We start from the raw sequence: 26,404 nt of genomic DNA, 5'->3' as shown, positions 1-26,404 counted from the left end.
ATACGGTGTTGTAGAGCGTTTTACTTCACAGTTATTTCAATATCTTTTACATCCATAAATTCCTCAAGTGATGCTCCGAATTCTGCATTTATTGGATTACAATGTCCGTGAATTCTAACTTTCGTGTTTTTATCAAAATCAGTTTTTGGTAAACCTTGCTTAAAATTCAATTCTGGTATTTCAATTATAATTTCGTCGTCAGTTTGCGATATTGAACCTTTAAAAGTCTTTTTAAATGGATTGTTCCGTGAGATTCTATATTCTGAAATTTCAGTTTTTTCAAGGAATACGCCACTCCGTTTAGTCCAACTTTCATTGTGAACATTTTTTTCATTGTTCATTAAAGCGAAAGAAATATCCAAATTCTTGAAATTTTCATAAAATCTTAATTCTTTTTCATCTATGCTTTTCATAACAGCTGTCAATTCAAATTCATCGCCAATTTGGTATGTTGTTTTATCAGTCGTGAAAAATCTTTCAGTTTCATAAAAGTTATCTGTTTTACAACTAACTATTATAAACAAAATAAATATTAAATAAAATGATTTGCTCATTAGATGATTTTTTTCAAATGCTCTACAACGTTCCCTTGCTACAAGAGGTTTGGGATTAAATTAAGCCTTATTTTCGGATTTGCCTAAACTTCCCTGATACAAAACCATTTTCAAATTAAGCCAAATGCCCAAATCTCTTGTAGCAAGTGTTACCAGCAGTGATTATTTCTTCACGAACTCTGTTGAAATATTATTTCCCCAAGGCATAGTTTTCAAAACAATTTGTTTCTCATTCGGCTCAATTTCTAACCATAATTCACTTTTTTTAATAGAGTCAAAATCTAGAATTAGTATTGGCGAATCGATTTCCTCAATTTTCCATTTTCCTTTGCCGACATTATTATATTGTCTGGATTTATTCAGAGTGAAAGTCTCGTTGTCAAAGATAATGAGTACATTTTTTTCTTTTCCGAGATTGTAGTTACCTACGATTTTACTTTCCAAATTTAGCTGAAATATAGAAACTAATGCAAGATGAAGTAATGGTAGAGCAAGAAAACCTAACCCAATATAAAGAGTTTTATTTGTATCTCTTTTTCTAATTTTGAAAATACCGATAAGAGTTAATATTATACCAATCAAAGGACTGATTATGTAAAGGGGAAATATCCAAAGTGCTTCCATATTTTATCTTATCATAGTATTTTTGGTCCGTATCATTGCTGGTAACGTTGATGTATATGAGCTGTGGCGTGTTTTAGCACGAATCTCTCCAAATATAAACTAACTTTCGAAAATCCATAGTTTTTCCAAGTAAGCACAGACTAAGCCATAGCTTATATACTGTGTTAGCAGCTGCGCTTATTTACAGTATGAATTTCGAATTTCACCATTCTTATCCTTAAAAATTATATTAAAGTCTCCGAAAATGAAATCAAATTTCCCTTCCGGCTCCATATTTTCATACTCTAAATTATTTTTATTTTTTATAATCCACTCTCTCCATAACTGTAATTCGGCTTTTGACGGTATATAACAAAATCCCGCATAATTCAAGTCGATCTCTTTTGGAAATATTTGAGTTAGACAAGCCAAACGATTTGGAATTTTTATTTCTGCTTCGAATTTTTCGATTGCGTCAATTGCCGCTAATGCTTTGTCACTCGCCTTGATTTTGTTTTGAGCTTTCGAAAAAGTAATAAATAGTATAAGTATTACAGTTAAAAAATATTTCATCTAGTAGTGTTTTTTTTGCGTTGCTGCTAACGTTTTGCAGCTACCCGAAGGGCGGGATTTTTACCACTAAACTTCATGCGGAGAAATGAACTTTCGGCTACCACAAATGTGTCTGCGAAGAGCGAAACCCCGCCTTTTGGGTAGGTGCTGTTATGGGCTGCCCTTCTGTCTTTCGTAGTCATTTCGTGCAATTGTCTAATTGGTCAATGGTCGTGAGAATAGCTGGATAAAAATATTGTCCTGTTGAATGTTGTAGCTTGATTTTTTCTATTTCGGTTTTAAAGTTGTCAAGGGTCGTGGCATTTATTCCAATTTGTCCGAGTGTCGCTTTGAATAAAAAGTCAAAATATTTTTTGTCTGGTCTGTTTGATGGTTTTATTAATTGTCGGCAAACCAAACCTGTTGTCCCGTCTTGAAATGTTTGTTTGTCTAACGCAACTATGTCGCCTGGGATAAACTCACATAAATTAATTGGGTCATTCTCGTCAAACTCTTCGTCAGGCAATATTAGATATTCATTGTCGTCAAGTTTGTGTGCATTTGTCGGAACCCAAGCAGTTGCACCGTCAATTAACCGAACATAAACTTTGTCCGTTGCTTCTTTTATGTTGTCAATATCGATGTTGTTGTCAGTCACTGTGGTCGTCTTTTAGGGTTGCCCATAACGTTTTTGTATAAGAATGGTTGCGGGTTTGTATGCGAGGATTTTCCGCAGGAAAATCACACGTTACAAACACGCAACGACCATTGATTAAGCACTAAACAGCAATTATTTTTATACGGTGTTACCCAACGTTTTTATTTCGTTTAAATTCAGTTTGTATTAATTGTTCAAGTTTCCCGAAATCATATTTTAGAGTATTGGATGTAATCGAAAGTGGTGTTCCATACATTTTCATATTCGAACGCATAAGTTTGGCTTTCATTCCGCTTTTTGCTTTTCCGATATATTTTTCAGGATTCGTTACGTTAATCAGCAGAAATTTTGTCGACATAACTTGCTTTGTTATAATATCGGTTATATCATTCCATTCAATTAGTCCGACACTCGATGCGTTTGAGTTGCCCGTTATTCCGTTTGAGTCAATTGTCAGTCCTACTTTTTTATCAAACAGTTTTTTAAATCCGAAAATTCCTGTCGCACCAAAAAACAAAACTCCTAAAATTCCAACTCCTTTTATTACCATTGGATTTCTCAATAATCTAAATGAATGTTGTTGAAAAGTGTCTGCATTTAAAAACAACCAAATTCCTAAAATCACAAATAGTAGCGAGCCTCCAATTCCGAAGAATAGTTTGTTTTTGCTTAATGGTATTTCAATTTTTTCTTTCAATTAATTCAGTTTCTTGGTTTTTTTTCAAATGTTGGGTAACGTTTCTCGGCTTGGCGATGTGGCGGATAAAGAAGCCGAAACTTTCTATAATTACTGAACTTCAAAGGAAGCAAAAATCTTCGATTTAGCTCCAAACCCGCCATATTGCCAAACCGATGTTACCACACGTTTTTTTACTCGAAGTGTTCATATTTAAAGTAAAGTGGCACATATCCTCTTATGCTTTTCAATAGTCCATTTTCGTAATAATTATAGATTAGAATGTATTCATTTACTCTATCATTCATAAATACACTTTTAATTTCTGACTTTAAAAGACGACCTTGCTCATTAAAAGCATTTTTAATTGTTTTATTATCGTCAAGTCTTTGTCTATCAGTTTTATCAGAATATGAATAAGTTTCGCTTTTTCCATTAATTGTAATTTGCTTTTTTTTCAATTTTGCTTCCACAACATATCCGTAAAATCTTTTTACATAAAAATCTCTTTCGTATTCCTTAGTCTTCCTGTATGTGATTAATGTGTCTATCTTAATTGTAGTTGTCGATGTAAATGGATGATGAGAATAGGTGGTTTCGCTACTAGGATTTTCAAAATTGCTCTTAAAGTACTTTGACGAAATCAACAAGTTATTTTCATAATAAAAAAATGTTTTTTCGGTGCTTACTGAATTATTATGATGATAAATTATAGTGTCTATTTTATGAGTAATTTTATCAAGTTCATCATAACTATAGGTTGTCACTCTATCAATTGATTTTGCCTTCCTTGTTTTTTTGTTATATGATGCACTATATTTTTCAATACGAATTATTTTTCCGTTTCTGTCAACTTCAACAATTTCGGATAAGTCTTTGGGTGAATTTTCGTAAACAAAAATTCTTTTAACTTTCTTGTTTTTGTAAACACTGTCAGGTTGCCACCGATTTTCAATTTGTCCAAAACTCAGTATTGAGTTAAAAAAAATCAATATTATAGTGGCAATTGTCTTCATTTTTTCTTGGGGGTCGTTTTTCTTTAAAATGTGTGGTAACTTATATATACACGCTACTCCGTAGCGCCAATACACCCAAATTTGGATGTATACACGCTACTTTATAGCGTATTATTTGTTTTGTAAATATACTTTATTTTTTCATAAATCGTCAAATGGACTTTTTATTTGCTGAATACTTTTAGTACTTACAGGTACGTAAATTTAGGTTGATCTGCCTATTTTACCTCTCAATCACAAAACTTCACAAATCCCTCTTCACTCGGCGTTTTACTCCGGAATAATTTTCACTTTTTTCAAACCTAAAAAAACGCCCTGCTACAGTATTCCTATTTTCGCCTACCTAAAGCACCTCTTTTTTGCTAAAAATAAAGCGAAATAAAACATTTCGTAAATAATTTTCAAAGAATATCAACTAACTAACATTCAGAAAAATAATTAAAAAATACCCATTAGTAGGGAGTTTTTGTAAGCCAATTGATTTCTACATTTACAAAACAAGTTAGACAAATAAAGGAACAAGTATTCAAAGTCCATTACGAATCAACTGTCTTACTTGATATTTACAAACCTTTAAACCAACAAATTATGGAAATCAAAAGAACCTATGCAGGGAAAGACGTAGAAATGCTAATCACCATTGACACCATCATGGAAAACGCCTTAAAAAATCAAGTTTTTCTGCAAACTAAAAGAAGTACATGGACGCCTGCTTTTTTAGAAGGCATCAAATCAGAAATTGACACTGTCGTACAAACTTTTATAGGTAAAGACAACGTCAAAGAACTAAGAGCCGCAACCACCATTTTAAAAGGCATTCAAGCACCAGCTTTAAACGACCTAGCCGAACTAAAGGTTCAAATCGAAGCAGATTTTGCAGAAAACACCGCCGGAAAAAATGAACTTTTAAATACCCTAGGATTCAAAGCGTACAATAATGATGCAAAAAAAGGGGACCAAGAAGCATTAATCAGCCTGCTCTACCAATTTAAAAAAAATGCAACCACACAAGTAATTCAACAAATAACGAGCAAGGGAACAGCAACACAACTCATTACAAAAATCACCTCCTATGCTGACGCACTTAAAAATGCAAACGTAACACAAGAAGTGCAAAAAGGAAGCAGAAAAGAAGCTACAAACGAAGCAAAAACGGCCTACAATGCCATCTATCAAAAGGTAATTCCTATTGCTAAAATAGCAACTAATTTCTACAAAGACAACCAAGCAATTAAAGAACAATTTAGTTACACAAAAGTAAAAAACAACCTCAACAACAATAAAAAACAACAAGAACCAAAACCGTAAAATACGATACCGCACCACCAACTTAAAACTTCTAACAAGAAGTTTTTTTTTATGCCAAATCAGCGCTACCACTCCTCAAACAGCTCATAAAAATGCACACCACGTTCCACAAAAATTCAGTCCACCCCACAAGTAGTCAACACAAACCGCTTCGCTGCTAAATTGAGCCTCTTCGCTGCTGATTTAAGTGTCTTCGCTACTCTTTTATAAGCCTTCGCTACTAATTTGTGGGTCTTCGCTAATCATTTATGTGTCTTCGCTGCTAATTTATAGGTTCTCGCTACTAATTTGTGGGTCTTCGCTAGTCATTTAAGTGTCTTCGCTATTCATTTATAGGTCTTCGCTACTGATTTGTGGGTCTTCGCTGCCCTAAAGTACAATCCCAAAGACTGAACAATATTTTGTGTAAACGCTTTTTTTGTTTTTTTTTGCAAGTAACATAATCACGAACATTAAAGACCAAGAGCCGCTCTACCGCTCTGAACCTTCACAACAGCTTCAGAAAAAAAATCCCTATCTTTCACCTCTAAAAATAATTTAACCAAAAGAACATGAAAAACATCTTGTACCTACTGCTCTTTATTGCATTCAGCACGGCGAATGCACAAGAAAACCTCACCTACCAAAAGCCGCCAAAAGAAATCCTTGACCTCGCTGATTACGAGCGTGCGCCATCCGTTTCCATGGATACTAAAAAGGAATACATGCTCCTTTCCTACCGAAACACCTATAAAACACTAGACGAATTGAGTCAAGAAGAAATGCGTTTAGGAGGATTACGCATCAATCCAGTTACTAATATCTCCAGTTCTACAACATACATCAGTAACTTGAAAATCAGAAAAATCAAAGGAACGGCAGAAATGCAAGTAAGCGGTTTGCCTGAAAATGCAAAGATTACAAACATCGCTTGGTCGCCAAACGAGCAAAAAATATCCTTTTCAAACACTACAAATACAGGGGTTGAATTATGGGTTATTGACGTAGCATCTGCACAAGCAAAACGATTAACGGATGCAACGGTCAACAGCAATATGGGAAATCCGTTCAGCTGGTTTAAAGACAACAATCACATTTTAGTAAAAATGTTGCCTAAAAACCGCCCAGCATTAATTGACGTTAAAAAAGACATGCCACTTGGTCCAACAGTTTCCACAGCAGACGGTTCGGTTTCTCAAAACAGAACCTACCAAGATCTATTGAAAAACAAAACAGACGAAACTAATTTTGAAACCCTAGTGAGTTCTGAATTGTACAAAGTAGATTTAAACGGAAACGCAAAACTTTTTAAAGAGGCCAACCTGTATGCAGGAGAAACATTCTCACCTGACGGAAATTATTTGATGATCACTACGCTTGAAAAACCATTCTCCTACATCGTTCCCCTCAATCGTTTTCCAAACAAAACTGTAATTTACGATGCAGATGGAAAAGTAATTAAAGTGGTTAACGAATCGCCTTTAAATGAAATCATGCCTAAAGGATTTATGGCCACTAAAAAAGGAAAGAGAAGCATGAATTGGAGAGCCGATGCTCCTGCCACTTTATATTATGCCGAAGCATTAGACGAAGGAAACCCAGCAAATGAAGTTCCTTTTAGAGACGAAGTATTCACTTGGGACGCTCCTTTTAACCAAGCGCCAAAATCGTTTGTGAAAACGGTGCAACGCTACGGCGGAATCACATGGGGAAATGCAACTACAGCAATCCTATCGGATTATTGGTACGACACCCGAAATGAGAAAACCTACATGATGAATCCATCGGCTTTGAATGAAACTCCTAAATTAATTTGGGACCGCAACTCACAAGACATCTATTCTGACCCAGGAACTTTTGAAACCATTAAAAATCAATATGGAAGATACGTTCTGGCAATCGACAACAACAAGGCATTCCTAATTGGAAAAGGATTCACAAAAGAAGGACAGTTTCCGTTCATTGATAATTTTGATTTGAAAACGTTTAAAACGACCCATCTATACCGATCCAATTACAAAGACAAAGTAGAAGCCATTTACTCAATTGAAGATTTGAAAAAAGGAGAAGTCTTAGTGCAGATTCAATCCAAAACTGAATATCCAAACTATTTCTTCAGAAACATCAAGAAGAAAAACAGTTTGACAGCAATTACGGCTTTCAAAAACCCATTTGAAAGCATCAAAAACATTCACAAAGAAGTAATTAAATACCAGCGAAAAGATGGTGTTGGACTCTCAGGAACCTTGTATTTGCCTGCCAATTATGACATGAAGAAGAAAGAGAAACTTCCTTTATTGATTTGGGCATATCCAGAAGAATTTAAAGACAAAAACAGTGCGGGACAAAGCAGTGCCAACTCAAATGAGTTTACATTCCCATACTACGGTTCATTTGTATACTGGGTAACGCGTGGTTATGCGGTTTTAGACGATGCTTCTTTCCCAATCATTGGCGAAGGAACCACAGAACCTAACGATACTTTTATCACTCAATTGGTTGACAATGCGGCGGCGGCAATCAATGCCGTAGATAAATTAGGATACATCAACCCAAAGAAAGTCGCAGTGGGCGGACATTCCTACGGTGCATTTATGACAGCAAACTTGCTGACACATTCCAACTTATTTGCCTGCGGAATTGCAAGAAGTGGCGCTTATAACAGAACCTTGACTCCTTTTGGTTTCCAAAGCGAACAACGTAACTATTGGGAAGTGCCTCAGATTTACAACGAAATGTCGCCATTCATGAACGCTAGTAAAATGAAAACACCGATGTTATTAGTACACGGTGAAGCCGATAACAACCCGGGAACTTTTACTTTGCAAACTGAACGCTACTTCCAAGCCTTAAAAGGTTTAGGAGCTCCAGTACGAATGGTACTTCTTCCTAAAGAAAGCCACGGATATGCTGCAAAAGAAAACATTCTGCACTTATTATGGGAACAAGACCAGTTTCTAGAAAAGTATTTGAAAAACTAAACCAACGTTTATTTTAGTAGAAAAGGTTGCTGCAATTATAATGCAGCAACCTTTTTTTTTATTACTACATTAAAAACACATTTAGGCTTAGTAGATCCATACAAAAAAAGAACAATTGAGTGCTTTATTAAAGCGTTACATCAGCACTGTCGCGGAATCTTATAATTATATTCAATGATTATTATATTTTACAAATAAGTAATTTTAAGTATATTTATACATTCTTATAATACGATATATAGATGAACCATTCTTTAGAAAATGATTCAGAACGAATCGCCGCTTTAAGCAAATACGACATTTTAGATTCGCTTTCTGAACAAGAATACGATGACATCGCTTTTCTAGCTTCACAGATTTGCGACACGCCTGTTTCCACGATCACGTTTATTGATGATAAACGGCAATGGTTTAAATCCCGAGTGGGATTACCACATCAAGAAAGTCCTCGTAGTACCTCATTTTGTTCGCTAGCTTTAGAATCAGCAGATCCATTTGTAAATATTCCAGACCTGTTTCAGGACGAAGCATACAAGAAAGTCGCCTTAGTTAATGGACTTAAGGCCGGATTTTACGCAAGTATTATTTTATTCGACCCGCAGACAAATACGCCTATCGGAACACTTTGTGTAATTGATAGTAAACCCAGAACATTGACCGAAAATCAAATTTTAGGACTTAAAAAACTAGGCAATCAAGTTTCAAATTTATTGAAAATCCGACTGAAAAATAAAGCACTTCAGGTGGTCAATACGGAACTAAACATTCAGTACGACGAGCTGACCCAATTTGCCCGAGTAGTTTCACACGATATTAAATCACCTTTGAATAATATTATTGCACTCTCTAACTTACTGAAAGAAGAATATTCCAGTCAACTGGACGAAACAGGCGTTCAATACCTCAACTACATTTCAGAATCTTCCGATTCGTTAAAACAATTTGTAGATGCAGTTTTGAAATACCACAAAAGCAATAATGAAGAATTTTTAAAGAAAGAGTCAATCGATTTAACCGAAGTAACAAAAGCAGTTTTTAAATCACTAAACTCTAAAAACAATTTTGAATTACTAATTGAACCAAATTTAACTATAGTTTCGAATGCAATTGCCATCGAACAAATTTTACTTAATTTACTATCTAATGGAATTAAGTACAATAAGAACGAACAAGTAATCCTAGAAGTGAAGCTTTTCGAAAATGATATGGACTACAAATTAACTGTTTCGGACAACGGAATGGGAATTTCAGAAGCACATTTTGCCACCATCTTCTCGTTTTGCAAAACGTTAGATGTTAAAGATCGGTTTGATAGTTATGGAACGGGCATTGGTTTATCAACGGTAAAAAATATTGTAGATAAGTTGGAAGGAACAATTTCCATCGCGTCAAAAATCAGCGAGGGAACTACATTTACAATTTTATTCAAGAAATAGAAGCGTAAATTAATTGACCTGCAAATTCAAAAACCGAATTGAAAATTAATTATCGACGGTAGGCTACCACTTCTTCATCAACGGTCAAAAACACATGCTCTCCATCCGGAATAGGAAATGAATTTTCAAAAAACAATACCGTTCTATCGTAGACGCCTTTTACTAAAAACGTGTTTCCTTTGTAATAGGATTGTTTTACGGTCACTTCCAAATTGCTTTTTTCCGTTAAAAACAATTCATGTGAATACACTAAAATAGGATCTTCACTTCCAGCCTCAGAATCCAATAAGTTGAGTGGAATTTCATTCACTTCACCATACAACGAACCGACGTATTTACTTTCAGGTTTCAAATAAATTTTAGCAGAAGCATCGTGTGCTAAAATTGCTCCACCTTTCATGACAATAGTTTCATCCGAGAAAGAAAGCGCGTCAACACTATCGTGAGTGGCAATAATGCACGTAATTCCTTTGCCTTTTAAGTAGGCAAACAAATTTCTACGCAAAGCCCCTTTTCTAAAACTATCAATATTACTAAACGGCTCATCTAATAGCAGTACTTCAGGTTCAACGGCTAAAACGCGAGCTAAAGCCACACGTTGCTGTTGACCGCCACTTAAATATTTTGCTTTTACATCAGCAAATTCGGTCATTTCTACCATTTCAAGTAGTTCTTGAATGCGTTGCTTTTTTTGTTCGGGATAAATATTTGAAAGAAATTTTCCTACATTTTCAGCTACAGTAATAAAAGGCATCAAGTCAAAATCTTGCGCCAAATATTTCATTTGATCCATTCCTGGAACAAGATTGTATTTAGGACCTAAAACCGGCTTTTCATTCCAAAATAGTTGACCTTCATTCAAATCATAAAGACCATAAATTAATTTGAGAAGCGTACTTTTTCCGCATCCGCTTTCGCCAATGATTGCTACATTAGCGCCTTTTTCAATACTGAAACTGACGTCAGCGATCACTGTTTTTGAATCGTATGCGAATGAAATATTTTGAACTTGAAGCATTTTAAAACTCTTTTTTTAGAATTGCAAAAATACAATCTTTATGACGGTTTTCCTTAAGAAAAAACCGCTAATTACTAAAAAAGTAAAGAGCGAAATCCATTTCTGAATTTCGCTCTCAACCAATTAACCAATAAAAAAACTATGAACCTTTAATATATTGTTGAAAAGTATTTGTGTGTACTTTCGCTTTTAAATCGTGCAGTAAATTATACAATCCAAAAAATGTTCTGTTGATGTACAAGAAGTGTTTTGAACCTCGATTGCCATTCATTTTTCGCAATTGCGTGTCTTTTGAAAATTCTTCACCCATACTTGCAATTTCTCCAAAAAACCCTTCATCCGAAAAATCGAAGGAATCGCCGTGAAATGGTTTTGTGAACAAACGCAATAACTGGTGAAACAATCCTGTAAAATAAATTACTTCTTCAGGAGTATCATCCGTTCGAAGAATTTCTAATTCGTATAACTTAGCGCGAAATAATTCGGGATTATCAATCACTTCCGGTCGTGCTAATTCAAAATATGGCACATAAAAATCTTCGGGAATGTGCTTGATGCAACCAAAATCAATTGCAATTAAATTTCCTTTCGTATCAATCAAGAAATTCCCAGGATGCGGATCTGCATGCACTTGTTTCAAACCGTGAATTTGGAACATATAAAAATCCCACAACGCTTGTCCCAACTGATCTCCTAAAGCGGCATCGGTATTTTTTGGTGCGAATTCAGATAAATGTTGGCCTTCCATCCAATCCATCGTCAATATCTTTTCAGAAGACCATGCTGGATAATACACAGGAAATTTTAAATTTGGAATCGCACTACACGCTTCTGCAATCTTCATTCCTTGTCGCAATTCTAAATCGTAATCTGTTTCTTCTAATAATTTATTTTCAACTTCTTTAAAGTACTTTTCAGAATCCTTTCCTTGCAAATTAAACATCTTGACTGCAAATGGTTTCACAATCGACAAATCGGAACTAATGCTTTCTTTAACGCCAGGATATTGAATTTTAACGGCTAGTTTTTTCCCGTCTTTAGTGGCGCGATGTACTTGACCAATACTTGCTGCATTCACAGATTCAGAAGTGAAAGTATCAAAAAGAACTTCCGGTTCGTAACCCAAATACCTTTTGAATGTCTTCCGCACCAATGGAGCTGAAAGTGGCGGTACTGAAAACTGTGCCAGTGAAAATTTTTCCACATAAGCTTTCGGCATAATGTTTTTGTCCATACTCAGCATTTGAGCGACTTTCAAAGCACTTCCTTTTAGATTTTTCAATCCATCGTAAATGTCTTCTGCATTATTTTCGTTGAGTTTATCTCGATTTAAAGAAGGGTTTACTATTTTTTCGCCATAGTACGAAATGTAGTTTCCGCCTATTTTAAATCCGGTTTTCACCAATTGACCCGCTCGTTCAATCTTTGTTGTTGGTATTTTATCTAAGGTTTTCATAGCTGTTTTTTTTAAAAAAAATTACATTTTGCGTTCACTCCAAAGAAATTTCCCCAAGTCGATAATATTTTCTAACGGCTGTGAGTCTAATAAATCAACAACAGTATTCACCGATTTCTCAATAATAATATCTGTTTTTTCAAAACTTTTTGAATTGTCGCCCATCCAAAATTTTAAAATCAACAAAAACTGAATCCAAGAGCCTTCGCTGTAAACGGGCTTTGTAATCTTCGATAATTTACTGCTTTTTAATTCTTCTGTCGCAATATTGTTTTTTACGAATTCTTTAAAAGTCATTCGAAATTGCTTCAACTGCATTAAATTACTCATTCCTTGTTTGTTGTCTTTTAAAACAAATAACACGTAACTTCTGTTGAGCGTTAATATCTCAAACAATGTAAAGTATAAAGTCAGCAGTTTATTTTTTGGAGAATAAGTAGCAAAAGAATCGTCGTTATGCAAAGTGGTAATTGCATTTTCTAAAAATTTATTCCAAATTTCTTGTTTCAAATTATCGAATGACCCGAAGAAAGTATAGAAATCACTCTCGTCAAAACCGTTCTTTTTGCAAAAAGCATAAATCGTTTTCGGTCCCTCCTCGCCCATTAAAACATGCTCCATGTATAGAGTAATGATGTGATTATCATCAATTAACTTTTCATCAGGAATAATTTGCGTAATAGTTTTCTTTGCAGTTGCCATCTTTAGAATATTAATTTATTGGTGATGTAAATTTACTTTCAAATATTTCTGAAACATAAAAACATTTGTTAAAAGTCTTTCAAATAAAATGAAGCACAAAAAAAACCGATTCTTTCGAAACGGTTTTTGATATACTTGTAATAGGAAACTATTGTTTCGCTTCTTTTTCAGCGTCTTGTTTCATTTTCTCATTTGCAGTAATTGCAAATTCTACACGACGGTTTTTACTTTTTCCGTCAGCAGTTTCGTTAGAAGCAATTGGATCAGCAATTCCCATCCCGATTACTTGAATACGGTTTGATTTAATTCCTTTACCCGATAAATAACTTTTTACTGAAGCAGCTCTTTGTTCTGACAATTTCAAGTTGAAATCTGCAGGTCCAGAACTATCAGTATATCCGTAAATAACGATATCCGTATCTGGATATTGATTAAATACACCTACTAATTTATCTAAGTTGTTTTGAGCTGCTGCAGTCAATGAAGATTTATTTGTATTAAATCGAACTGCATTTTCATTCAATGTCAATTTAATTCCTTCTCCTACTCTTTCCACCTCAGCACCAGGAACTGCATTGTCAATTTCTCTTGCTTGTTTGTCCATTTTGTTACCAATAACTCCACCGGCAACTCCACCAACAACTCCACCAAGAACAGCACCTAAAGCACCATTTCCACCTTTTCCAATGTTATTTCCTAAAACTCCTCCAAGAACAGCTCCAGCAACAGCACCGATTCCAGCACCTTTTTGAGTGTTGTTTGAATTTTTAACGGCATCACAACTTGTAAATGTCGTTCCTAATAATGTTAATGCAGCAAGAGCTACAACTGATATTCTATTTTTCATAATTTGTCTTTTTATTTAATTAGTTTTTTTGAAATTGATAAACCACATTAGTTGATTTTCCACCAATTGTAACCATATCGATTAATTGAAATGAATTTTCACTTTGATTAGCAACATCTAAAATGTAACCATCTCTTACTTTCTTCGCTTTTTCTCCAGCATTTAAAACCTTCAAAACGAATTGTCCTTCTTTATTAACGAACCAAGAAATAGGAGAACTAAAAGACATACAGTCTGATTTAGTCAAACTCATTTCACCTTTGTTGTTGTTTGAAATAAGTTTCCACTTACTTCCTTCAAAACATTGTGAATCTGCCAATCCAAAAGATTGTACCTTAATATATTCTGAACCAATATAGGATACAGAACTAATTGTCCAGTCGCCTTTCATCATGCGTTCAGTTTTGTTGTCCACTGCGGTGTTCGTAACCGACTTTGATTTACATGACACAAAAAATAGTGTGATCATGCTAAGTAAAAGTAATTTTCTCATTGTTTGGTAATTTTAGTTTCGTACAAAGATACATGAATAACCCTTCAAATGTTAAAATTAAAATTACAACATTTCGTGATTAAGTATCAAGACATTTTGTCACTTTAGCAATTGTGGTACTTTATTTGAAAATGATTTAGCAGTTTTAAAAATGTTAATAATTTTAAATAATATAAGCTATGACAACAGGAAAAATCAACGTTTCAGTTGAAAACATCTTCCCATTAATAAAGAAGTTTTTATACAGCGATCACGAAATCTTTCTACGTGAATTAATTTCAAACGGAACAGATGCTACGCTTAAATTAAAGCATTTAATTAGTATTGGCGAAGCCAAAGTAGAATATGGCAATCCAATGCTTGAAGTTAAAATTGACAAAGAAGGAAAAAAAATCCACATTATTGATCAAGGTTTGGGGATGACTTCGGAAGAAGTAGAGAAATACATCAACCAAGTCGCGTTTTCTGGAGCGGAAGAATTTTTAGAAAAATACAAAGATTCGGCTAAAGATTCAGGAATTATTGGTCATTTTGGATTGGGATTCTATTCGGCATTTATGGTTGCTGAAAAAGTAGAATTGATCACAAAATCGTATAAAGACGAACCAGCAGCTCATTGGACGTGTGACGGAAGTCCAGAATTCACATTAGTTGCATCTGACAAAACCACTCGTGGAACAGAGATCATCTTGCATATCGCCGAAGATTCTTTAGAATTTTTAGAGGAAAACAGAATTTCAACTTTGCTTCAGAAATACAATAAATTCATGCCCGTTCCGATTAAATTTGGAACAAAAGAAGAAACACTTCCTACACCAGAAGATGCTCCTGAAGATTTCAAAGCGGAAAAAGTGGAAGTGGACAATATCATCAACAATCCAAATCCAGCTTGGACAAAAGCACCAACTGAATTAAAGGACGAAGATTATAAGGAATTTTACAGAGAACTGTATCCAATGCAGTTTGAAGATCCATTGTTTCACATTCATTTGAATGTAGATTATCCGTTTAACTTAACGGGGATTTTATATTTTCCAAAAATGAGTTCTGACTTACAAATTCAGAAAGATAAAATTCAGTTGTACCAAAATCAGGTTTATGTAACTGATAATGTAGAGGGAATTGTACCGGAATTTTTGACAATGTTAAAAGGTGTAATTGATTCTCCAGATATTCCGTTGAATGTTTCGCGTTCTTATTTACAGTCTGACGGAGCGGTTAAGAAAATTTCAAATTACATCACTCGTAAAGTAGCCGACAAATTGAAAGCGTTGTTTACTGAAAATCGCGAAGATTTTGAGAAAAAATGGAACGATATTAAAATTGTTTTGGAATACGGAATGCTTTCAGAGCCTAAATTCTACGAAAAAGCAGGAGCCTTTACTTTATACCCAACGGTAGATGACAAATATTTTACGTTAGAAGAATTAAAGGAAAAAGTAAAAGACTCTCAAACGGATAAAGATGGAAAATTAGTGATTCTTTACGCAAGTAATAAGGAAGCACAACATTCGTATATCGAAACGGCTAAAGCAAAAGGCTACGAAGTTTTGGTTTTAGATTCTCCAATTATTTCGCATTTGATTCAAAAATTAGAAGCAGACAATGAAAACTTGACATTCGTTCGAGTGGATTCAGACCATGTGGATAATTTGATTAAGAAAGATGAAGACACAATTTCTAAATTGTCAGAAAGCGAACAAGAAAGCTTGAAAACGGTGTTAGAAACATTGGTTCCAAAACCAACCTACAACGTACAACTTCAAGCGATGGACAGTCATTCAGCTCCATTCATTATTACGCAACCTGAATTTATGCGAAGAATGAAAGAGATGAGTCAATCTGGAGGCGGTGGAATGTTTGGAATGGGAAATATGCCTGAAATGTATAACTTAGTGGTGAATACCAATTCTGATCTAGCAAATACCATTTTGAATACTGCAGATAAAACACACCAGGAACAATTGGTAAAACAAGCGTTAGATTTGGCTAAACTTTCTCAGAATTTATTAAAAGGAGAAGACTTAACTGCGTTTGTAAAACGTAGTTTCGAATTGGTTAAATAATTCTATTTTACAGATAATTTAAAAATCCCTACTTGTAGGGATTTTTTTTATGTCTGGTTTTAGTAGATTTGACTATTACTAATCATTAGATTTACAAGATGTCCAATACTACTTATACTGCAAGAGGAACTTTTACCACAGTGCGAACCGCAAGAGTTGAAATCTGCATTCCAGCACAAATTCCTGACAAACCCACAAGTACAACGCTCTACAATTTCTCAAAAAGAACTTCGAGTGGGATTATAAATGCTGTTTTTTGCCATTTCAATAATGATTCTCAACAACCTATTGAGCACAGCGACTTTGACTATGTGATGGATTTTGAAATTGATAAATTAAATCGTTATGCGGAAGCTGCAGAATTTGATGAATCACAACCGGAAACGTTATTTATATTTTACCACAACACAGATTGTAGTGCAACAGATAAAGCTTTCTTTTTTTCTGATTTAGAAAACATACTTGAAAATGTAAGAAATAACGGTAATCAAAGTGGTGATGCGGAAGGATCAACTAGCAAAACGAGTTCTTCAAATAGTGGGCCTAGGAAAGTTGGCTTAAGTTTAGTCATTAAATAGCGCATAAAAAATGGGTCAAAATAGTAAAACTTGGTTTGTATACTTATTCATGTTTCTCTTTTTAAGTGGAATATTAAAAGCGCAAGAAGTAGATTTTGCAAAAATTGACACGCTTATAACAAACGGAAAAAACTATGCTGCTTTACAAAAAATCAATACGTACGATACGTTAAGCATAAAAAAAAATGATTTAGCACTTCTTCATCTTTATAAAGCAAAGTGTTTTGCCGCTGAAAACGAAAATGCAAAGGCATTTCTTACTTATTTAGCAGCCAAAAGAGAATATTTTTCGATAGATAGCATTGACAAAGCGATGGATCTTAATTTAGAAATCGCTTTTCTTCTCAGTACTGAGAAAAACAATCGAAAAAAAGCAGAAATGTATATTGACGATTATTTAAAATATGCTTTAAAAAAGAAGGACAATTTAATTATTGCAAAGGCATATTCCAGTTGGGGTTCTTTAATAATGGAAGAACAGCCCGAGAAAAGTTTTGACTTGTTTAAAAAATCACTACAGTACAGCAAAATAGCAAACAACGACGATCAATTTGAAAATTTATATTCTAACCTTGGTGTTTTATACAATGAAATTTTGCAAAAGCAAGATTCTGCAATTTACTATATTGATAAATCTATTGAGTATAGTAGAAGAATTAATAATCAGTACGGAATCTGCATCAGTTTAATTAATAAAGCCAGTTGTTACTACAGTAAAAAAGACTACCCAAAGGCCCTAGCACTTTTGAACAAAGCAAATGAAATAACCTTACTTCGGAACGAAAAAATAATCAAAAGTTATATTTATCAGTTTTTAGCCGTAAATTACAATGAATTAGGTGATTTTAAGAATGCATATAAAAACCTCTCTAATTATGTAGATGTTCAGGAAGAATTTAATTTTGACGAGCAAAATAAGAAAATCTCAGAATTCAACATACAGTATCAAACCAAGGAAAAAGAAATTGAGAATTTGACGTTAAAAGCAAAAGTACAACGAAATCAAATTATCACTTATACCACTTTAGGTGTACTCTTAGTAGCAATAATACTTTCGGTATTGATCTATAAAAACAGTTCAAAAAAGAGAAAAATTGCTGAACAGGCACAGATGATTCAAGCACAAAAACTAGAAAAAACGTTAAGAGACCGCGAATTACATGATATTGATTTGATGTTGAAAAGTCAAGAAATAGAACGACAACAGATTGCAAATGAACTGCACGATAATTTAGGCAGTTTATTAGCCACCTTAAAATTAAATTTTCAAAATATCAACAGATCACAGAATGCAACCAAACAAAAGCTTTTTGAAAAAACGGACGCACTTTTAGAAGAGACCTATCAAAAGGTACGAAACATATCGCATCTCAAAAACATGGGAGTGGTAGGTAATGAAGGTCTATTAGTTTCTGTAAAAAAGATGGCTGAAAAGATGACGGTTATCAACCGGTTGGATTTTAATGTAATTCCATTTGGGTTAACGCAACGATTGTCTAATTCTGTAGAAGTTACTCTTTTTAGAATCATACAAGAATTGTGCACAAACATTATCAAACATTCAGAAGCAAGTGAAGTAAGTATATATTTGACGCAACATAATTTAGACCTCATTAACATCATCATTGAAGACAACGGAAAAGGATTTGATTACAGAGTAGTAACAAAAAAAGATGGTATTGGATTGAAAAACATTGAACACAAAGTAGAACAAATGGGCGGAACTTTTACAGTAGATTCTATTATTTCAAAAGGTACGACCATTATAATTGATTTACCGTTATGATCAGAATAGTAATTGCAGAAGACCACCAATCCCTGATTGACGGCATAAAATTGTCTTTGCAAAACGAGTTGGATATTCAAGTTATTGGCGAAGCAAACGATGGCGAAGCTTTGATTGACTTGGTGCGCCTCAAAGAGCCAAATGTAGTCATCACTGACATTCGCATGCCAAAACTGGACGGTATTTCTGCAACACGAATTATCAAAACTGAATTTCCAACTATTGATGTCATCGGTTTTAGCATGTTTGATCAAACGGACGCTGTCGCTCAAATGCGTGATGCCGGCGCTTCAGGTTACATCATGAAAAATTCATCACTTGCTACCTTAGTTGAAGCTATTCGAACAGTAGCTAAGAAAAAGTCGTTTTTTGATTCAAATCTGATGATTGAAAAAAATACAAGTTTAACTGAGGAAATAATATTAAGCAAAAGGGAACTGGAAATTTTAAGACTAATTGGCGAAGGTAATAGTTCCGTAGAAATTAGCGAACTCTTATTTATTGGAAAAGCAACGGTTGACACGCATCGAAAAAATATTTTAAAAAAATTAAATATGCACGGCAAGAATGATTTAGTTCGGTATGCCGTGGAAAGAAAATATGATTTCACTTAATAAGCGGAATTACTGTTTTTAATCTACAGCGAACTTTCGCCTAAAAACGATCTGGTTTTATATTTTGTAAATTATAGAAGACATCGGTAATTAAATCCTATATTTGTCGCCCTTTTTAAATTTTAGGATATGACCCAAAACAATCTTCTTAAAGGTGTTTTTCTTGTGGCGCTTGGAGCTACAAGTTATGGAATGCTTGCTACTTTTGTAAAAATTGCCTACAACGAAGGTTATACCACCGCTGAAGTAACAACTTCTCAATTTATATATGGATTGATTGGACTTTTAATTGTGAATTTAATTCAACGCAATCGAACTAAAACCAAAATTGTAAAACCAACCAAAAAAAATATCCTTCACTTAATTGTAGCTGGAACTTCTACAGGTTTGACCAGTTTATTTTATTATTTAGCCGTTAAATATATTCCTGTCTCAATTGGTATAGTGATGTTGATGCAAACCGTTTGGATGGGTGTTTTATTAGAGTGGTTTCTTGATAAAAAAGCGCCTTCTTTACAAAAAACACTTGCTGTTATTGTGGTTTTGATAGGGACAGCCTTAGCAATAAATATTTTTAAAATTGATTTTAACGATTCTTCCATTAATTGGTCAACGGGAATATTTTGGGGACTTTTAGCAGCTGCTTCCTTCACTACAACTATGTTTACCGCAAACCGAATCGCAACGCATGTTTCTGCAGCACAACGCAGTTTATTAATGTTAATTGGTGGTGCAGTAATCGTCTTCTCGTTTGCATTGGTAACACAAGTGACGCCATTTAATCTTGAGATCTTCATGAAGTGGGGAATTATATTGGCTTTATTTGGTACTGTAATTCCACCCTTATTGTTAAATGCGGGTTTTCCACATACGGGAATTGGTTTAGGAAGTATTGTTGCTTCTTTAGAGCTTCCCGTTTCAGTACTAATGGCTTATTTTTTATTGAATGAGCAAGTGGTTTTAATTCAGTGGTTGGGAATTATTCTAATTATAACGGCAATTGTCATTATGAATTTTAATTTCAAGCGGAAATCAAAAATGATGTAATTTATTTTTGCTACTTTAGACCTAAAACTAAGCCGATGACTTTTGACTTACCATGGCATTTATATTTAATGGCGGCTATTTATATTCTCGCTGGATTCAATCATTTCAGAAATCCAAGGATCTATTTAAAAATCATTCCTCCGTATTTACCAAATCCTAAATTGCTCAATAATGTAGCGGGAATCGCAGAAGTACTTTTGGGAATTTGTCTTTGTATTCCTATGTTTTCCAAAGCAGCAGCATGGGGATTAATCGCATTATTGTTTGTGGTTTTTCCTGCTAATTTGTATATGTTTACGAATAAAAAAGCAGGAATGGGATTGCCTAAAATTGTTTTATTTTTAAGATTGCCTTTGCAAATTGCATTGATGGTTTGGGCTTACTATTATACTTTATAAACATCTCATGGAAGCACTATTTTCGAACGAACCGATTCTATTTGATTTAAAAGATGCAGAAGTAAGCTATATCCCTAGTTTCCTTGACGAAAAAGCAGCTGGTGAATTATTCAATAAGTTATTTTCAGAGACGCCGTGGAGAAGTGATTCAATAACGATTTTTGGAAAAACACATCCACAACCTCGCTTAACGGCATTTTATGGCTCCGAAAATTTAGATTATTCCTATTCGAACATAAAAATGAATGCAAATCCGTGGACGGAACAACTTTTAGCATTAAAAAGCAAAATTGAAGCCCAGTCGCAAAGCACTTTTAACAGCGTATTACTGAATTTGTACCGCGATGGAAAAGACAGTAACGGATGGCATGCAGATAACGAAAAAGAATTAGGGACAAACCCAATTATTGCCTCTGTAACACTAGGAAGTGAACGGTTTTTTCACTTAAAACACAATACAAATAACGATTTTAAATGCAAAATAAAATTACAAAATGGCAGTTTACTTTTGATGAAAGGAGCTACTCAGCACTTCTACAAACACCAAATTCCTAAAACAATGCAAGAAATTGGTCCTCGAATCAATCTTACCTTTCGTACAATCAAATAATTTTGTTATTTTTATCACCCAATCTTTCAGCAAAAGTTATTTAAAATAAAACTTTTAATACATTTTTAAATTTGAAATTTACATTAAAAAATAAGATTGACATTACTTTTTTTGCGGTAGCACTTGTCGTTATTGTCTTAATTATTACGTCATATAATCGAGCAGAAGCCGTTAAACAAAATAGAGCAACGATTTATCAAACGAGTACTGCAAATACGTTATTAGAGAAAATACTATCCACCACAATTGATATCGAAACAAGTTCAAGGGGTTTTGCCATTACGGGAAGCCCTGAATATTTAGATGCATTTATAGAAAAAAATTCAGAAATAAACAAATGGATTGATTCGCTACGGTCTTTGAAAATTGATAATTCTCATGAAATTTTAAAATTAGATTCCATTGAAGATTTAATTTTAAAGAAAATCACATTTAGTGATAGCACAATTTTAAGACGGAAGAGAGACGGAATGGAAAGTGCCGCAAAACTGATTGAAACCGGTCGTGGAAAAGAGATCATGGACAGCATTAAAGTTATTGTTGCCAAGTACCAAGAACAGCAAATCAATATTCTTTCCAACAAACTAAAGCAAACAGAGGACACAGTTCAAACCCGCAACATGCTTTTTTTGGCGTTCGTGTTTATCATTTCATTATTGATTTTTATTGCTTATATTTTAATCAGAAAAGCAGTTCATAAAATTGCAGAGCAAGACGAAATCCAAAGAAATTTAATTGAAGAGTTGAGTGTTCAGAACAACCAACTGAATGACTTTTCAAGTATTATATCGCATAATCTTCGTGCTCCAGCAGCAAACATTACGATGCTCATTGAAACTTACGACGAAAACGGAGGTGTGGAAGAAGCAAAGACCGTTTTTGAAATGTTGAAAAAAGTGTCGCAAAATTTGAATGAAACTTTAAACCATTTGATTGACATTATGAGTTTGAAGGCCACTAAAAAAATAGAAATTGATACCGTAAAATTTGAAACCGTATTAAACAAAACAATTGAGAATTTACAAGGAGAGATTTTACATAAAGATGCCGTTATAAAGACGGATTTTTCAGAAGCACCCATCGTAAATTATCCAATCATCTATTTAGAAAGTATTTTTCATAATTTAATCAGTAATGCACTGAAATATGCAGCTCCAGATCGTAAACCGGTGCTTAACATTTCAAGTCAAATGATCGACGGTCAAATTTACTTGAACGTACAAGACAACGGACTGGGAATTGATTTAAATAAATATGGATCAAAACTATTTGGGATGAATAAAGTGTTTCACGAACATCCCGATGCAAAAGGTATTGGACTATTTATGACAAAAATGCAAGTGGAACGTTTTGGCGGGAAAATTGTGGTGAAAAGTGAGGTTAATGTCGGAACAATATTTACAATCCTCTTTACATAGACGATATGGAAACAATAATCACGTATTTTGAAACTATTTCTTCGCTGCACCGCGGATTGATTTTAGCAGGCGGAATTGCGTTGTTTTGGATTATTGAAAATAGCACACCGCTTCACGTATTTGGCTACAAAAAGAGGAATCACGCAGGAATAAATATCTTTTTCACACTGACAACTATCGTTGTAAATTTTGCTTTAGCCGGACTTTTATTAGCTACGGCAAATTATGCCTTTGAGCACAATTTGGGAATCCTGAATCAAATCCCGGATTTGAATAACATCGTTTATGCTGTATTGGGTTTATTACTTTTAGACCTTGTTGGTGCATACTTTGCACATTGGGTACAACATCGTATTCCGGTTTTGTGGCGATTTCACCTCATTCACCACACCGACGCGTATGTGGACACGACTACAGCAAATAGACATCATCCAGGTGAGAGCGTGATTCGATTTATTTGCACAATTCTTGCTATTCTAATTGCCGGTACACCAATGTGGCTTGTATTTCTGTACCAATCTTTATCTGTTGTTTTCTCGCAATTTAATCACGCAAATATCCAGTTACCAAAGAAACTAGATACTTTTATCAGTTATTTTTTAGTTTCACCTGATATGCACAAAGTACATCATCATTATATTTTGCCCTATACAGATACGAATTACGGAAATATCTTCTCGATTTGGGATCGCATTTTCGGTACCTTTTCTAAATTATCCAATAGTGAAATCGTTTACGGCATTGACACACATCAAAATATTGAACATCAAAGCGATATAAAAAGTATGTTGAAAATTCCATTTCAAAAAAAAATAAAATAGAACAGAAATAAATTTTTAAAAAAAATACGTATTACTGTATTATTGTTTTGATTTTTTTCTTAATATTGACTGATAAATTAACCCCTAAAATTATCTGAATTAATTTTCACCTAATGAAGAAGAATAAACATATCGAATTAAGTTGGGAACAGAATGAGAAATTGATTACCCTTGCCTTAGAAGAACGAAATCCTTTTGAAATTATCAAAAAAGAATTTGGCTTTGCAGAGCGAGAAATCATCGAAATCATGAAAAAACGATTAACTGCAGAAAAATTTGAACATTGGAAAAAGAAAGCTATGGCAGCTAAACCTAAGCCAAAACCTCAAAAAGTGGATGATTTTGACGAAGATCTTGACGGTAAATACTATATAAAAAATAAATTTGATTAAAACGTAACTTCTGCTTCTGCAGAAGTTTTTTTTTGGCCAAATTATAATTATGTTAAAAAATAGTTTAACTTTGTTTAAATAATTATTAACTTTGTTTAATAAACTAAACTTAATTATAATGAATCCTAAACTTCCAGCCAGTTGCCCTAGTTGTGAAAGTCAACTTTCTGTGACGGAATTGAGCTGTCCAGAGTGTAGAACAAAAGTTTCAGGCACTTATGCTTTGCCAATGTTGTTGCAAATTCCGGAAGAAGAGCAACAGTTTATTTTAGATTTTTTTCTTTCAAGCGGAAGTCTAAAAGAAATGGCGAGCCAAATGGGAAAAAGTTATCCTACTGTGCGAAACAAACTCGACGATATTATTGAAAAAATAAAAAATCTTCAACTAAAACAATCGCTATGAAAAAGATAATCTTCAATCCTTTCGAACAATTTTCCGAGCGACCGTTAATTTTATTTGGAATTGCTGCAACAATTTTACTAAGTATGAGCGGTTCTTTTTTCAACGCCCGTTTTGACGGTGTACTCGATTTGCACTTTTCAACTCCTACATTTTTCATAAATACCTTGACAGACAATGTTATTAATGTGGTCATTTTATCGTTAGCGTTCTTTACGTTGGGAAAAATAAGAAATCCTAAAACACGTTTCATTGATGTTTTTACAGCAAGTTTGATTTCAAGAATTCCGTATTATTTTCTACCTTTTTTCAATTGGAACAATATAGTAATGGTTGAAAGCGAGAAACTTCTTCAGCAATTTCAGACAACAGCTCCAGGTGCTGTTCCACAATTTGAAACAAGCCAATTGCTTATTTTATTGGGATTTACTGTCGTTACATTTCTTTTTTTAGCATGGTTTATTTATCTCTTATACAAAGGATATAAAGTGGCCACCAATGCAAAAGGCGGTGTCGAAATAGTGCTTTTTATCGTCGTGTTAATAAGTGCTGAGTTATTTTCAAAAATCATATTCTATCTACTAAATTAAAAATATTATGAAAAAGCTATTAATGATCCTAGTCGCGTTATGTAGTTCATTTTCCTTTGCACAAGATCTTACAGGAAGTTGGACTGGCGTTTTAGAAATACAAGGAACAGAACTTCCCCTCGTATTCAATATTACAAAAACTTCAACAGGATATAGTGCCACTATGGATAGTCCTAATCAAGGTGTGAAAGGCATTGCTGTAGATGAAATAACATTTGCCGATAAAAAATTACTGATTCAAGTTAAAGCTGCCGGAATAAAATACACCGGAGAATGGCGATTGGAGACGGACATAACTGGTACATTTGAACAAGGTGCGTTTTCAGCTCCAATGCATTTAAGCAAAGAAATCGTAGAACTTATCAGACCGCAAGAGCCTATTAAACCTTATCCGTATTACACAGAAGAGGTGAAGTTTACAAATTCAGTGGAGAACATCGCATTAGCTGGAACGCTTTCTTTGCCAAAAAAACAAGGTAAATTTCCCGCCGTAATTTTGATTTCAGGAAGTGGTCAACAAAATCGTGATTCAGAAGTTTTAGGGCATAAACCTTTTTTAGTGATCGCTGATTACTTGACCCGAAATGGAATTGCTGTTTTGCGTTACGACGACAGTGGTGTCGGCGAATCAAAAGGAGATCCAACGTTAGCTACTTCTGCAGATTTTGCAAATGATGCTAGAGCCGCGATTGCCTATTTAAGAACACGTTCTGAAATCAATTCGAAAGAAATTGGTATTATCGGACATTCTGAAGGAGGAATGATTGCTCCAATGATTGCGGCAACAGATAAAAACATTGCTTTTCTAATTTTACTAGCAGGAACTGGGGTTCCCGGGGACGCACTTTTAGTAGACCAAAATTATGAAGTGGGAAAGAAACGAGGAATGACGGAAGACCAATTGCAAAAAGCAAAAATTACCAATCAACAGATTTATGATATCTTAAAATCAAAAGACGACCTTTCAACAGTGAAGAAAAATCTGACTGCTTATTTACAAACAGAAATTAACAAAACTCCTGAAGCAGAACGACCGTCACAAGATGAAATTGCAGCGGTAATTCAGCAGCAAGTAAACGGGATTGCGATTCCTTGGTTCCGTTATTTTATTTCGTACGATCCAAAGGAAAATTTGAAAAAAGTAAAGTGCCCAGTACTCGTTTTAAATGGTGAAAAAGACATTCAAGTCACTGCCAAGTTAAATACAGAAGCAATTTCAACCGCTTTGAAAGAGGGTAGAAACAAAAATGTAACGGTGCAAATTATTCCTGGATTAAACCACTTGTTCCAACATTGCACCACTTGTACCGAAAAAGAATATCGCAAACTTGAAGAAACATTCGCTCCTGAGGTTTTAACGACAATGAGTAACTGGATTAAATCCAAAGTAAAATAAAAAATTTGA

General features: G+C 34.2%; 27 protein-coding genes. 16 read left to right on the top strand and 11 right to left on the bottom strand.

The features are described from left to right. Positions 1–20: 20 nt before the first annotated feature. The 6 genes from YWA_RS0102445 to YWA_RS0102415 form a co-directional block, all read right to left on the bottom strand. Positions 21–554 carry a hypothetical protein gene (locus YWA_RS0102445; RefSeq protein ID WP_022826907.1) on the bottom strand — a complete coding sequence of 178 codons (534 nt, stop codon included), beginning with the start codon at positions 552–554 and terminating at the stop codon, positions 21–23. Positions 555–716: 162 nt separating this feature from the next. Next, positions 717–1,178: a hypothetical protein gene (locus tag YWA_RS0102440; RefSeq protein ID WP_157505283.1), complete on the bottom strand. Its 462-nt coding sequence runs from the start codon at positions 1,176–1,178 to the stop codon at positions 717–719. Positions 1,179–1,355: 177 nt separating this feature from the next. Then, a complete protein-coding gene (locus YWA_RS0102435; protein WP_022826905.1) occupies positions 1,356–1,730 on the bottom strand; it encodes a hypothetical protein in 375 nt (124 codons plus the stop codon). Positions 1,731–1,908: 178 nt separating this feature from the next. Next, positions 1,909–2,367 (bottom strand): hypothetical protein, encoded by a 459-nt coding sequence (locus YWA_RS0102425; protein ID WP_022826904.1) that lies wholly within the window; start codon positions 2,365–2,367, stop codon positions 1,909–1,911. Positions 2,368–2,515: 148 nt separating this feature from the next. Continuing rightward, positions 2,516–3,064 carry an STM3941 family protein gene (locus YWA_RS0102420; RefSeq protein WP_022826903.1) on the bottom strand — a complete coding sequence of 183 codons (549 nt, stop codon included), beginning with the start codon at positions 3,062–3,064 and terminating at the stop codon, positions 2,516–2,518. Between the two features lie 173 nt (positions 3,065–3,237). Next, positions 3,238–4,059 (bottom strand): hypothetical protein, encoded by an 822-nt coding sequence (locus tag YWA_RS0102415; RefSeq protein WP_022826902.1) that lies wholly within the window; start codon positions 4,057–4,059, stop codon positions 3,238–3,240. Positions 4,060–4,647: 588 nt separating this feature from the next. On the opposite strand from YWA_RS0102415, the gene YWA_RS0102410 reads away from it, so the two are divergent. The 3 genes from YWA_RS0102410 to YWA_RS0102400 all read left to right on the top strand — a co-directional run bounded on the left by YWA_RS0102410 (position 4,648) and on the right by YWA_RS0102400 (position 9,763). After that, entirely contained in the window at positions 4,648–5,367 is a 720-nt protein-coding gene (locus YWA_RS0102410; RefSeq protein ID WP_157505282.1) for a hypothetical protein, read from the top strand. A 551-nt stretch (positions 5,368–5,918) separates the two neighbouring features. Then, positions 5,919–8,327 (top strand): S9 family peptidase, encoded by a 2,409-nt coding sequence (locus tag YWA_RS0102405; protein ID WP_022826900.1) that lies wholly within the window; start codon positions 5,919–5,921, stop codon positions 8,325–8,327. Positions 8,328–8,569: 242 nt separating this feature from the next. After that, complete coding sequence (locus YWA_RS0102400; RefSeq protein WP_022826899.1) at positions 8,570–9,763, top strand: GAF domain-containing sensor histidine kinase; 1,194 nt, start codon at positions 8,570–8,572, stop codon at positions 9,761–9,763. Positions 9,764–9,812: 49 nt separating this feature from the next. Here the strand turns inward: YWA_RS0102400 and YWA_RS0102395 are convergent, their stop codons facing one another. From YWA_RS0102395 to YWA_RS0102375, 5 genes are all read right to left on the bottom strand, one after another. Further along, entirely contained in the window at positions 9,813–10,781 is a 969-nt protein-coding gene (locus YWA_RS0102395) for an ABC transporter ATP-binding protein (RefSeq protein ID WP_022826898.1), read from the bottom strand. A 139-nt stretch (positions 10,782–10,920) separates the two neighbouring features. Next, a complete protein-coding gene (locus YWA_RS0102390) occupies positions 10,921–12,237 on the bottom strand; it encodes an ABC1 kinase family protein (RefSeq protein ID WP_022826897.1) in 1,317 nt (438 codons plus the stop codon). Positions 12,238–12,258: 21 nt separating this feature from the next. Continuing rightward, positions 12,259–12,939, bottom strand: a complete 681-nt coding sequence (locus YWA_RS0102385) for a TetR family transcriptional regulator C-terminal domain-containing protein (RefSeq protein ID WP_022826896.1) — start codon at positions 12,937–12,939, stop codon at positions 12,259–12,261. A gap of 148 nt (positions 12,940–13,087) precedes the next feature. Then, positions 13,088–13,786, bottom strand: coding sequence for an OmpA family protein (locus YWA_RS0102380; RefSeq protein ID WP_022826895.1), 699 nt, complete (start codon positions 13,784–13,786; stop codon positions 13,088–13,090). 19 nt (positions 13,787–13,805) lie between these two features. Then, positions 13,806–14,279 (bottom strand): lipocalin family protein, encoded by a 474-nt coding sequence (locus YWA_RS0102375; RefSeq protein WP_022826894.1) that lies wholly within the window; start codon positions 14,277–14,279, stop codon positions 13,806–13,808. A 179-nt stretch (positions 14,280–14,458) separates the two neighbouring features. Between YWA_RS0102375 and htpG the strand changes: the two genes are divergently transcribed. The 13 genes from htpG (at position 14,459) to YWA_RS0102310 (ending at position 26,395) form a co-directional block, all read left to right on the top strand. Continuing rightward, complete coding sequence (gene htpG / locus YWA_RS0102370) at positions 14,459–16,345, top strand: molecular chaperone HtpG (protein WP_022826893.1); 1,887 nt, start codon at positions 14,459–14,461, stop codon at positions 16,343–16,345. 98 nt (positions 16,346–16,443) lie between these two features. Further along, a complete protein-coding gene (locus tag YWA_RS0102365; protein WP_022826892.1) occupies positions 16,444–16,923 on the top strand; it encodes a hypothetical protein in 480 nt (159 codons plus the stop codon). A 10-nt stretch (positions 16,924–16,933) separates the two neighbouring features. Then, on the top strand, positions 16,934–18,709 hold the full coding sequence (locus tag YWA_RS0102360; RefSeq protein ID WP_084682968.1) for a tetratricopeptide repeat-containing sensor histidine kinase: 1,776 nt from the start codon (positions 16,934–16,936) through the stop codon (positions 18,707–18,709). Next, entirely contained in the window at positions 18,706–19,323 is a 618-nt protein-coding gene (locus YWA_RS0102355; RefSeq protein ID WP_022826890.1) for a response regulator, read from the top strand. Before YWA_RS0102360 ends, YWA_RS0102355 begins: the two co-directional genes overlap by 4 nt. A 129-nt stretch (positions 19,324–19,452) precedes the next feature. Continuing rightward, positions 19,453–20,370: an EamA family transporter gene (locus YWA_RS0102350; RefSeq protein WP_022826889.1), complete on the top strand. Its 918-nt coding sequence runs from the start codon at positions 19,453–19,455 to the stop codon at positions 20,368–20,370. A gap of 35 nt (positions 20,371–20,405) precedes the next feature. Next, positions 20,406–20,768 carry a DoxX family protein gene (locus tag YWA_RS0102345; RefSeq protein ID WP_022826888.1) on the top strand — a complete coding sequence of 121 codons (363 nt, stop codon included), beginning with the start codon at positions 20,406–20,408 and terminating at the stop codon, positions 20,766–20,768. Between the two features lie 7 nt (positions 20,769–20,775). Further along, positions 20,776–21,378 (top strand): alpha-ketoglutarate-dependent dioxygenase AlkB family protein, encoded by a 603-nt coding sequence (locus YWA_RS0102340; RefSeq protein WP_022826887.1) that lies wholly within the window; start codon positions 20,776–20,778, stop codon positions 21,376–21,378. Between the two features lie 71 nt (positions 21,379–21,449). Next, positions 21,450–22,796: a sensor histidine kinase gene (locus YWA_RS15265; protein WP_022826886.1), complete on the top strand. Its 1,347-nt coding sequence runs from the start codon at positions 21,450–21,452 to the stop codon at positions 22,794–22,796. Positions 22,797–22,801: 5 nt separating this feature from the next. Next, complete coding sequence (locus tag YWA_RS0102330) at positions 22,802–23,617, top strand: sterol desaturase family protein (protein ID WP_022826885.1); 816 nt, start codon at positions 22,802–22,804, stop codon at positions 23,615–23,617. Positions 23,618–23,730: 113 nt separating this feature from the next. Continuing rightward, positions 23,731–24,009, top strand: coding sequence for a DUF2805 domain-containing protein (locus YWA_RS0102325; protein WP_022826884.1), 279 nt, complete (start codon positions 23,731–23,733; stop codon positions 24,007–24,009). A gap of 118 nt (positions 24,010–24,127) precedes the next feature. Continuing rightward, positions 24,128–24,412 carry a DUF2089 family protein gene (locus YWA_RS0102320; protein ID WP_026718520.1) on the top strand — a complete coding sequence of 95 codons (285 nt, stop codon included), beginning with the start codon at positions 24,128–24,130 and terminating at the stop codon, positions 24,410–24,412. Next, positions 24,409–24,999, top strand: a complete 591-nt coding sequence (locus YWA_RS0102315; protein WP_022826882.1) for a YIP1 family protein — start codon at positions 24,409–24,411, stop codon at positions 24,997–24,999. Before YWA_RS0102320 ends, YWA_RS0102315 begins: the two co-directional genes overlap by 4 nt. A gap of 7 nt (positions 25,000–25,006) precedes the next feature. Then, positions 25,007–26,395, top strand: coding sequence for an alpha/beta hydrolase family protein (locus YWA_RS0102310; RefSeq protein WP_022826881.1), 1,389 nt, complete (start codon positions 25,007–25,009; stop codon positions 26,393–26,395). The last annotated feature ends 9 nt before the right edge of the window (positions 26,396–26,404 follow it).

Origin of the sequence: Flavobacterium antarcticum DSM 19726 (genome assembly GCF_000419685.1) — a bacterium.
GTDB classification, from domain to species: domain Bacteria; phylum Bacteroidota; class Bacteroidia; order Flavobacteriales; family Flavobacteriaceae; genus Flavobacterium; species Flavobacterium antarcticum.
The sequence above is the reverse complement of the archived record's forward strand: the minus strand, read 5'-3'. Positions and strand labels throughout refer to the sequence as shown.